This window comes from Streptomyces sp. NPDC059853, assembly GCF_042731495.1.
Classification (GTDB): Bacteria; Actinomycetota; Actinomycetes; order Streptomycetales; family Streptomycetaceae; genus Streptomyces.
On record NZ_JBHWJL010000041.1, the window covers coordinates 17,361 to 27,486 of the forward strand.

9 protein-coding genes are annotated in these 10,126 nt (G+C 73.3%); 4 read left to right on the forward strand and 5 right to left on the reverse strand.

All coding sequences use genetic code 11. The features are described from left to right. The first annotated feature begins 2 nt into the window (after positions 1–2). The gene (locus ACFV5N_RS07220; RefSeq protein ID WP_385595223.1) at positions 3–1,013 is read left to right on the forward strand and encodes an iron-siderophore ABC transporter substrate-binding protein; all 1,011 of its coding nucleotides are present in this window, start codon (positions 3–5) and stop codon (positions 1,011–1,013) included. An 82-nt stretch (positions 1,014–1,095) separates the two neighbouring features. Here the strand turns inward: ACFV5N_RS07220 and ACFV5N_RS07225 are convergent, their stop codons facing one another. From ACFV5N_RS07225 to ACFV5N_RS07240, 4 genes are all read right to left on the reverse strand, one after another. Beyond that, positions 1,096–2,499 (reverse strand): PTS ascorbate transporter subunit IIC, encoded by a 1,404-nt coding sequence (locus tag ACFV5N_RS07225; protein WP_385595226.1) that lies wholly within the window; start codon positions 2,497–2,499, stop codon positions 1,096–1,098. A gap of 133 nt (positions 2,500–2,632) precedes the next feature. Beyond that, positions 2,633–2,914 (reverse strand): PTS sugar transporter subunit IIB, encoded by a 282-nt coding sequence (locus ACFV5N_RS07230; protein WP_385595229.1) that lies wholly within the window; start codon positions 2,912–2,914, stop codon positions 2,633–2,635. After that, the gene (locus ACFV5N_RS07235; RefSeq protein ID WP_385595231.1) at positions 2,911–3,366 is read right to left on the reverse strand and encodes a PTS sugar transporter subunit IIA; all 456 of its coding nucleotides are present in this window, start codon (positions 3,364–3,366) and stop codon (positions 2,911–2,913) included. The genes ACFV5N_RS07230 and ACFV5N_RS07235 overlap by 4 nt, the downstream gene beginning before the upstream one ends. A 34-nt stretch (positions 3,367–3,400) precedes the next feature. Continuing rightward, positions 3,401–4,129: a GntR family transcriptional regulator gene (locus ACFV5N_RS07240; protein ID WP_385595234.1), complete on the reverse strand. Its 729-nt coding sequence runs from the start codon at positions 4,127–4,129 to the stop codon at positions 3,401–3,403. Between the two features lie 244 nt (positions 4,130–4,373). Here ACFV5N_RS07240 and tkt point away from each other — a divergent pair, with 244 nt between their 5' ends. The 3 genes from tkt to ACFV5N_RS07255 all read left to right on the forward strand — a co-directional run bounded on the left by tkt (position 4,374) and on the right by ACFV5N_RS07255 (position 8,463). Next, a complete protein-coding gene (gene tkt, locus ACFV5N_RS07245; RefSeq protein ID WP_385595237.1) occupies positions 4,374–6,401 on the forward strand; it encodes a transketolase in 2,028 nt (675 codons plus the stop codon). Beyond that, positions 6,398–7,048, forward strand: coding sequence for an HAD family hydrolase (locus ACFV5N_RS07250; RefSeq protein ID WP_385595240.1), 651 nt, complete (start codon positions 6,398–6,400; stop codon positions 7,046–7,048). Before tkt ends, ACFV5N_RS07250 begins: the two co-directional genes overlap by 4 nt. Before the next feature lie 62 nt (positions 7,049–7,110). Then, positions 7,111–8,463, forward strand: coding sequence for a carboxyl transferase domain-containing protein (locus ACFV5N_RS07255; RefSeq protein ID WP_385595242.1), 1,353 nt, complete (start codon positions 7,111–7,113; stop codon positions 8,461–8,463). A 122-nt stretch (positions 8,464–8,585) separates the two neighbouring features. On the opposite strand, the gene ACFV5N_RS07260 is transcribed toward ACFV5N_RS07255, so the two are convergent. Further along, positions 8,586–10,085, reverse strand: a complete 1,500-nt coding sequence (locus ACFV5N_RS07260; RefSeq protein WP_385595245.1) for a cytochrome P450 — start codon at positions 10,083–10,085, stop codon at positions 8,586–8,588. Between the last annotated feature and the right edge of the window lie 41 nt (positions 10,086–10,126).

Sequence of the window (10,126 nt, forward strand, 5' to 3'; positions counted from 1 at the left end):
GCATGAGATATCTGCCCCGTGTGCGGCCGGCCCTGCTCGCCGTCGCCGCCCTCGTCCTCCCCCTCGCCGCGTGCGGCTCCGCCGACGACACCGCGGCCCCCGCCGCCGGACAGCAGGAGACCGCGGCCGACGGCGCCTTCCCGGTCACCGTCCCCACCGCCTTCGGCGACATCACCATCGAGGAGGAGCCGCAGCGGGTCGTCGCCCTCGGCTGGGGCGACGCCGAGACCGCCCTCGCCCTCGGAGTGCAGCCGGTCGGCGCCAGCGACTGGCTGGCCTTCGGCGGCGACGGCGTCGGCCCCTGGGCCGAGGGCCTGTACGACACCTCCCCCGAGCTGATCGGCACCCTGGAACCCGAGCTGGAACGCATCGCCGAACTCGACCCGGACCTGATCCTGGACCTCAACTCCAGCGGTACCCAGGAGCGGTACGACATGCTGGAGCGGATCGCCCCCACCGTCGGGGTCCCCGACGGTGGCCAGCAGTACAAGATCTCCTGGCGCGAGCAGGTCACCATGATCGCCGCCGCCCTGGGCCGTTCCGAGGCCGGTGAGCAGCTGATCGCCGACACCGAGGAGGCGTTCGCGCAGGCCGCCGCCGACCACCCCGAGTTCGCGGGCAGGACCATCGTGGTCTCCGCGTACACCTCCGGCGGCTACGGCGCCTACGTCCAGGGCAGCGGCCGGGTGGACTTCGTGGAGGCGCTGGGCTTCACCAACAGCCCCGCCGTCAACGAGCTGGCCGGTGCGGACTTCTCGATCCCGGTCTCCAAGGAACGCCTCGACCTGCTGGACGCCGATGTCACCGTCGTCACCCCGATCGGCGTGGCCGCGAGCGAGATCAGCGAGGACCCGCTCTACCGGGCGATCCCCTCGGTGCAGGACGGCCGCGGGCTGGTCCTGGAGGACCGGGACATCTCCCTGGCGTTCGCCACCAACACGGTGCTCTCGCTGCCCTACGCCCTGGATCTGGTGGTCCCGCTGCTCTCCGACGCGGTCGCCGGCAACGGCTGACCCGCCCGCGGCAGCGCGACGGCCCGGGCCCGTACGGTACGCACCGTACGGGCCCGGGCCGTTGCTCCGAGGGCCGGCCGGATCAGGAGGCGGGCTGCTTCTCCGGTTCCGGGGTCGCCTCGTCCTTGGGCGGGTTGTTCCGCTCGCGCCGGGTGATGAGGGCGCTGCCGGCCAGCACGCCGATCAGCGAGCCGAGCACCAGCACGATCACCGCCGCGTGACCCCAGTTGGCCGCGTTGCCGACCAGGAACCCGGCGACGCCGAAGTCGGCGTCGGAGAAGGTCGAGTTCGCCAGGCCGACATCGCCCAGCCGGGGCAGGATGAGCAGCGGCAGGAAGGTAATCAGCAGACCGTTGGCGACGGAGCCGAGGACGGCACCGCGCCGGCCGCCGACCGCGTTGCCGATGACGCCGGAGGCACCACCGGTCATGAAGTGCGCCACGATGCCCGGGATGATGATCGTGCCACCGACGGCCGCCAGGACACCCATGCCGATCAGACCGGCCGCGAAGCTGGCCAGGAAGCCGATCAGCACGGCGTTCGGCGCGAAGGTGAAGACGATCGGCACGTCCAGGGCGGGCTTGGCGTCCGGCACCAGCTTCTGCGAGATGCCCTTGAAGGCGGGGATGATCTCGGCCAGCACCACCCGCACACCGGCGAGGATGATCGTCACACCGGCGGCGAACATACCGGCCTGCATGATCGCCCAGATCAGGAACCACTGCCCGCCGCTCAGCTCGCTCTCCACGTAGCCGGGGCCGGCGATCAGGGTGACCAGCAGGTAGATGACGCCCATCGAGAGCGCGATGACGACGGTGGTGTCGCGCAGGAAGCCGAGGCCGGAGGGGATCTTCAGGTCCTCGGTGGACTTGCGGGCGTCGCCCTTGGTCAGCTTGGCGACCCAGCCGGAGGTGGCGATGCCGAAGTTGCCGGTGTGGCCGAGCGCCACGTTCTCCTGCTTGGTGGCCTTGCGCATGAACGGCTGCACCAGGGCGGGCGAGACGGTGGTGACGATGCCCTGCGCGAGGGAGCCCCACAGCACGGCCTCCCACGACTCGAAGCCGTTGGCCATCAGGATGACGGCGGTCATGGCGGCCAGGTAGAGGGCCACGTGACCGGACATGTAGATGTACTTCAGCCGGGTGAAGCGCGCCAGCAGCACGTTCACCACCATGCCGAAGAAGAAGATGAGCGCGGCCTGGGTGCCGAAGTCGGTCAGCACCGTGCCGACGATGGCCTCGTTGTTGGGCACCACGCCCTGCACGTCGAAGGCGTGCTGGAACATGTCACCGAACGGGGTGAGGGCGCCGGAGACGACACCCGCACCCGCGGCCAGCACCAGGAACCCGACGAAGGCCTTGATCGTTCCCTTGAGGGTGTCGGAGACCGACTTGCGCTGGAGGACCAGACCGAGCAGGGCGATCAGGCCGATGATCACGGACGGTTCGCGGAATATGTCCACGAGGGTGTTGAGAAAACTGTTCACGGTCAACGCCTTTCCACGGCACGACTACGGGCTCAGGTCGCGATGCAGGTGACGTCGGCAGTGGACAGACGTTCCTTGCTGAGGCTTGGGGAGTGAGCGGGGGGACGGGTGGAGCCGGGGGTCCGGCTCCGGGTTACAGCAGACCCTTGCGGACCGCGGCCGACTTGACCGCTTCGCGCAGTTCCTCCTTGTCGATGATGCTCTCCAGCACCACCACGTCACCGAGGCCGGCGGCGGTGTCCGCCAGGTCCTTGGCCACGAAGAAGACATCCGCGCTCCCGGGTCCTGCCGAGCCGATGTCGGTGTGGTCGACCTCGACTCCACTGACGCCGAGTTCGCCCAGGACTTCTTCGATGTTCATGTGGACCATGAAGCTGGAGCCGAGGCCCGAGCTGCACATCGCCAGAAACTTCATTTCTTCTCCTCGAATGCGGTGATGAGCTGGGTGACATCGGCCGCCGTGCGGGCGGCGCGCAGCGCCTCCCGGGTCCCGGTGTCCGACAGGATGCGGGCCAGTGACGCCATGGCCCGGGTGTGCGCGGTGGCGTCGACCGCCGCGAAGCAGAAGTAGAGGTCCACGGCGTGTTCGGGCTGGTCGAGCAGCGGGGCGGGCTCCTCCAGGCGCAGCATCGACAGGGAGGTGCGCACCGCGCCCTTCTCGGGGCGGGTGTGGGCCAGCGCGATGCCGAAGCCGAGGTCGATGTACGTGCCGCCGGCCTCGATCGAGGCGATCATGGCGTCCACGTACGCGTCGGTGATGTCACCGGCCGCCAGCAGCGGCTCGGCGACCCGGGTCACCGCCTCCCGCCAGCCGATGCGGTCGGCGGAGAAACGTATCTTCTCCTCGGTCAGCAGTTCGCTGAGCATGGCACTCGCTCCGTGATCTCTCGTGCGTGTCGCGCTATTCGGCGTCGGCGATGATGTCGAAGGACAGTTCGGCGCTCTCCGGCAGGAACTTGGACGATCCATGGACCACCGGGCGCCGCTCCAGGTCGAAGACCGTGGAGGTCGCCAGCAGCAGCGGTGACCCCTCCGGCACCCCGAGCACGGCGGCCTCGCGGCCGTCGCAGGTGTGCAGGCCGACGACGATCTCGTTGCGCGTGAGCACCACGTCGTGGTGCGCGCGCAGATGGGCGAACAGGGAGGTGGCGGTGAAGTCCGCCGCCAGGACATCGGGGAACCGCTCCTCCGCGACGAAGGACTCGGCGAGGTGGTGGACGGCCCCGTTCACCCGCCGCAGCCGCTCCAGCCGGATGACCTGGGCGGCCGGGGAGATGTCCAGTGCCTCCGCGAGCCGGGCGCCGGCCCGCGTCCGCTTCTGGGCCAGCACCTCGGAGGTGACGGTGTGGCCCTGCCGGGTCATCTGCGTGAAGAAGCCGGTGACCTCGCTGACGAACCGCTCGCGGTGCTTGAGGGCGTAGCGGGGCCGGGAGACGAAGGTGCCCCGGCCGTGCTGACGGATCAGATACCCGTCGTTCACCAGCTCGTCGACGGCGCGGCGCAGTGTGATGCGGCTCACGGCGTACTCGTCGCAGAGCGCTGCCTCGGCGGGCAGTTGTCCGCCGACCGGCAGACCGCTGACCCGTCGCAGCAGATGGTCGCGCACCTGGGCGTACTTGTGCTCCGCCACCGCCGCCTCCTCACTGAGAACGTGTCGTCGAGACGTCATGATGACTAGAAACCCAGAGGACGTCAATAGGTCAATTCCCTGTAACCGTACTGCGGCGGCGAAGCTTCCGGAATGGGACAGATCCCCGGCAACTTACTCACCACAAAAGGGACAAAACACCCTCTAGCGACTGCGAAGCCCCATGAGTTACGTTGTTTCAAGTCATCATGACGACATGATCTCGTAGCTCACAGAGGAGCCCGTCGTGCCCGGAACCGGATCGATACCCGGCCCCATCGACCGCCAGGCGATCGCCGTCGCCCGCGCCCTGGCCATGGACGCCGTCGAAGCGGCCGGCTCCGGTCACCCCGGTACGGCGATGGCCCTCGCCCCCGTCGCCCACCTGCTCTACCAGCGGCATCTGCGGCACGACCCGGCGCACCCCGACTGGGAGGGCCGGGACCGGTTCATCCTCTCCTGCGGCCACGCCAGCATCCTCCAGTACACCCAGCTGTACCTGACCGGCTACGGCCTGGAGCTGGAAGACCTGCGGCGCTTCCGGCAGTTGGACTCCCGCACCCCGGGCCACCCCGAAGTGGGCCACACCGCCGGGGTCGAGACCACCACAGGACCGCTCGGCCAGGGCGTCGCCACCGCCGTCGGCATGGCCATGGCCCTCAAGCGCGACGCCCACCGGCTGGCCGGCGCCGACGCGAGCGGCCTCCCCGACCGCACCGTCTGGGTCCTCGCCTCCGACGGCGACCTCCAGGAAGGCATCTCCTACGAGGCCGGGGCCCTCGCCGGCCGCCACCGGCTCGACAACCTCGTCGTCATCTGGGACGACAACAGCATCCAGATCGAGGGCGGCACCGACCTCGCCACCCACGAGGACACCGGCGCCCGGTTCGCCGCCCAGGGCTGGAGCGTGCGGCACGTGGGCCTCGGCCCGGACGGCGACATCGACACCGCCGCCCTGGACGCCGCCCTCACCGAAGCCCGCGCCGAACGCGGCGCCCCCGCCCTGATCGTCCTGAAGTCCCAGATCGCCTGGCCCGCCCCGCACGCCGTCAACACCCCCGCCGCGCACGGCGCCCCGCTCGGCGCCGCCGAAGTGGCCGCCACCAAGGAGCGCCTGGGCCTCGCCCCCGAACCCTTCACCGTGCCGGAGGCCGTCCTCGCCCACACCCGCGGCGCCCTCGCCCGGGGCGCCGAACTGCGCCGCGCCTGGGACGAGGCCCTCACCGCCTGGGCCACCGCCCACCCCGGGCGCGCCGCCGCCCGCGCCCACGCCATCACCGCCCCCGCCCCCGCCGACATCGCCGACGCGCTGCCCGGCTTCACCCCGGGCGACACCGTCGCCCCCCGCGACGCCTCCGGCACCGTCATCCAGGCCCTGTCCGCCGCCCTCCCCCGGCTGTGGGGCGGCTCCGCCGACCTCGGCGACTCCAACCGCACCACCATCAAGGACGGCGGCTCCTTCCTCCCCGAGGCGCCTTCCGGCCGCAACACCCACTGGGGCGTGCGCGAACACGCCATGGCCGCCGCCCTCAACGGCATCGCCCTCATCGGCTACGACACCCCGTTCGCCGGCACCTTCCTCGTCTTCAGCGACTACCAGCGCCCCTCGCTGCGGCTGGCCGCCCTCATGCGGCTGCCAGTGATCCACATCTGGTCGCACGACTCCGTCGCCCTCGGCGCCGACGGCCCCACCCACCAGCCGATCGAGCACCTGGCCGCCCTGCGCGCCATGCCCGGCCTCACCGTGGTCCGCCCCGCCGACGCCACCGAGACCGCCGCCGCCTGGGCCGCCGCCCTCGCCCACCCCGGGCCGGTCGGCCTGGTGCTGGCCCGCCAGGGCCTGCCCGTCCTGCCGACCGCGCCCGCGACCGTCCGCGAAGGGGTCGCACGCGGCGCCTACACCGTCGCCGACGGCACCGACGTCCTGCTGCTGGCCAGCGGCAGCGAGGTCGCCCTCGCCCTCGCCGCCCGCGAAAACCTCGCCGGGCAGGGCGTCTCGGCCCGGGTCGTCTCGGTGCCCAGCAAGGAATGGTTCCTCGCCCAGGACCGCGCCTACCGCGACAGCGTGCTGCCCCCGGCCGTCCGCGCCCGCGTGGTCGTCGAGGCCGCCTCCCCGTTCGGCTGGCACGACCTGCTGGGCGAGGCCGGCACCACCGTCACCATCGACGACTTCGGCCCCTCCGCCTCCGCCGCGGACGCGCTCGAAGCCAAGGGCATGACCGTCGACGCCGTCACCACCGCCGCCCTCGACTCCCTGAAGGCGGCCGCCCGGTGATCGACGCCAGCACCGACCTGGTGATCTTCGACTGCGACGGGGTCCTGGTCGACACCGAGACCATCGGCCCCGCCGTCGTCGCCGCGCTGGCCGGCGAGGCCGGCTGGCCGCTCACCCCCGACGAGGTGCGCGCCCGCTTCCTGGGCCGCCCCGAGGCATACCTGTACGAGCAGGTCCGCGCCCACGCCACCGTGCCCGTCGGCCCCGCGTGGCTGCGGACCTACCGGGAACGGGTCAGCGAGGCGTTCGCCGCCGCCCCGCACACCATGCCCGGCGTCACCGGCCTGCTCGACGCCCTCGACGCCCGCGGCCTGCCGTACTGCGTCGCCTCCAGCGGCAGCCACGCCCGGATCCGGCACTCCCTCACCCACGCCGGGCTGTGGCCCCGCTTCGCGGGCCGGATCTTCAGCGCGGACGACGTGGCCCACGGCAAGCCCGCCCCCGACCTGTTCCTGCACGCTGCCCGCACCCTGGGCGCCGACCCCGCCCGCTGCCTGGTCGTCGAGGACAGCCCGGCCGGCGTGGACGCCGCCCTCGCCGCCGGCATGCCGGTCATCGGCTACACCGGCGGGCCCACCGAACCCGCCGCGCTCACCCACGCCAGCCACGGCGTGGTGGCCGCGCTGCACGAACTCGCCGCCCCCTGACGGGGAGGGCCCGCCGTGCGACGCTGGGTGCCGACCGCGCCCGAAGTGAAAGCGAGCACCGCATGCGTGACCTCGTCCGGCGACTCACCGACCCCGGCAGCTTCACCGGACTCGCGGTGGAGCGCCGCGCGCAGCCGCCGGACGGGCCCCTCGGCTGGCCCGGCTACGACGCCGCCCGGGACCGCGCCGCGCTGCGCACCGGCGAGGACGAGTCCGTGCTGGCGGGCACCGCCACCCTCGGCGGCGTCCCCGTCGTCCTGCTCTCGTTCGTCTTCGGCTACCTCGGCGGCTCGCTCGGCGAACGCACCGGCGACCGCATCGAGGCGGCGTACGCGGCGGCCCTCGACCGGCGGCTGCCGCTCGTCTCCCTGATCGCCACCGGCGGCAGCCGGATGCAGGAGGGCATGCGCGCGCTCAGCCAGCTCCAGCGGGTCGCCCGCCGCGCGGCCGCCCTGCGCGAGGCCGGACTCGCCCAGCTCGCCGTGCTCCAGGACCCGACCACCGGCGGCGGCTGGGCGGTGCTCGGCGGCGCCGCCGACATCGCCCTCGCCCTCCCCGGCGCCCAGATCGGGTTCGCCGGCTCCCGGGTCCGCCCGCCCGGCGCCGACCCGGCCGCGTACACCGCCGAGAGCCACCTGGCGACCGGTCAGATCGACGCCGTCGTCCCGCCGGACGCGCTGCGCACCACCCTCACCCGCTACGTCACCGCGCTCTCCCGCCCCTACCCCGGCACCCCGCCACCACCCACGCCCCTGACCCGCGCCCCGCTGCCCGGCACCGGCTGGGACGCGGTCCGGGCCGCCCGGGCACCGGAGCGCCCGCGCGCCGACGCCTACCTGGACGCGTACTTCACCGACCTGCTGCCGCTCGGCGGCGACCGGGCCGGCGGACTCGACCCCGGGCTGCGCTGCGGCATCGGCCTGCGCGACGGGCGGGCCATCGTGTACGTGGCGCAGTGCGGCACGGCCAACACCCCCGCCGGGTTCCGCACGGCGAGCCGGGTCGTCCGGCTCGCCGGCCGGCTCGGGCTGCCGGTGCTCACCCTCATCGACACCCCCGGGGCCGAGGGCGGCGCCGACGCCGAACGGGCCGGGGCGGGGCCCGCCATCGCCGAGACCTTCCTGGCCCTGGCCACCGCCCCCGTCCCCGTCACCTCCCTGGTGATCGGCGAGGGCGGCTCGGGCGGGGCGATGGCGCTGGCGGCGGCCGGGAACACCTGGGCCACCCCGGACAGCTACTTCTCGGTCATCGCCCCCGAACGCGCCGCCGCCATCCTCAAGAGACCGGCCGCGGACGTCCCCCGCCTCGCGGACGCCCTGCGGCTGCGCCCCCAGGACCTCGCGGCCCTGGGGGTCGCGGGCCTCGTCGGCCCGCCGCCGGACGCGGCACCACCGGCGGCTCCCGGCGACCGCTGACCGACGGGGACGGCACCCGCACCGGCACCGTCCCGGTCACCGGCGCGGCCGGTGGCCGGTGCCCCCGTCCGCGGTGAGCAGCCCTCGCCCGGGACGGGAGACGGCACCGGCCGTACGGGGCGTCAGCGCCCCGGCCACCACGCCACCAGGGCGCGCCACCCCGGCAGCAGACCCCGCGGCCCGGCGGGCTCGTCCCGCCCCGCCGCGGACGCCGCCCGGGGCGGGCCGGACGGGAACGGGCTGTGCCGCTCCGGCTGCGGGGCGGCCGCCGTCGCCGGGGAGCCCGGGGCCGGGGCCCCTGACTCCGGCTCCGCGTGCGCCGGCTCGGCCATCGGCCGGGGGAAGCGCACCGGCAGCGCGGCGGGTGTCCGCGCGAGGTGCGGCAGCACCCAGTCCAGCCGTTCCCTGGGCACGGCCAGTTCCATGTCCGGCAGCCGGTCCCACAGCCGTTCCAGGCCGGTGCGCACGATGAGCGCGCCGAGTTCCCTGGCCGGGGCCGGGCAGCCGTGGGTTCCGGCGCCCCAGCCCAGATGGGCGTTGTTGGTGCGCGAGGTCTCCAGACCCACCGCGCGCCTGACCGGGTCGGCGCCCGACGCCCCGAGGCCGACGATCGCCATGTCGCCGACGTCAAGGCGGTGGCCCCCGAGCCAGGTGGGTTCGGTGGCCCAGCGGCCGATGATGTTCTGGACCGGCGCGTTGCTCCACATGACGTGGTTCATCGCCTGGTCCATGGAGCAGCGGTCGGCCGCGACATCCTCGCTGAGCCGCTTGTTGGTCATCAGCTCCAGCAGGGTGTTGCAGATCCAGGCGGTGCTCGCGCCGTGTCCCACGGTGATCTGGAGCCAGACGTCCTCGCTCAGCTCGGCGGGGGTGAGTGCGCCGTCCTGGTTGAAGTGCAGCATCCAGGAGACGAGGTCGGCGCGCGGCTCCTTGGTCCTGGCGTCCACGAGCTGGCCCATCAGGGCGGCCAGTTCCCCGGCGGTGTGCGGGGCCCCGGCCGCGCCGGAGAGCATGGCGTGCAGGGCGGAGCCGGAGGTCAGCGCGTCGCGCTCGTCCATACCGGTGAGCCGCATCAGCACCAGCAGGGGCAGCGGCAGCGCGAACTGCCGCAGGATGTCGACCTCGACGGTCTCCGCCGGCGGTCCTTCCGGTACGAAGGAGTCGATGAGCTGGTCGGCGAGGTCCTGGATGAGATCGCCGACGCGCAGCATGTCCATCCGGGCCAGCGCCTTGTTGCCCGGGCCCGACAGCTGGGCGTGCTCGGGTTCCTCGGCGCACAGCCGGCCGCGGCGGGGGGCGAGCTGGGAGATCAGCGGGTGGCCGGCGGGCACGGCGCCCTCGGCGAGGTCGCGGTACCAGCGCGCGTCACGGGTCCAGATCTGCCGCTGGTTGCGGAGGATGTCCAGCTGGAGCGAGTGGTCGATGACGAGATAGCCGCGGATGGAGTGGGACTCCTCCAGCGAGACCGGGACCACCGGCCCGACATGGCGGCGCAGGTTGTCGTAGTACGTGAAGGGGTCGCGTGCGAAGTCGGGCCCGTGGAGGGGGTACAGGTGCTCCGGTGAGGAGGAACGCTCGGGCCACGGGGCGCCGACGGGGGTTAAGGATACGGAAGTTGCCACAGTGATCAGGGTTGCTGACGGCGCCCCCGGGGTCAAAAGGG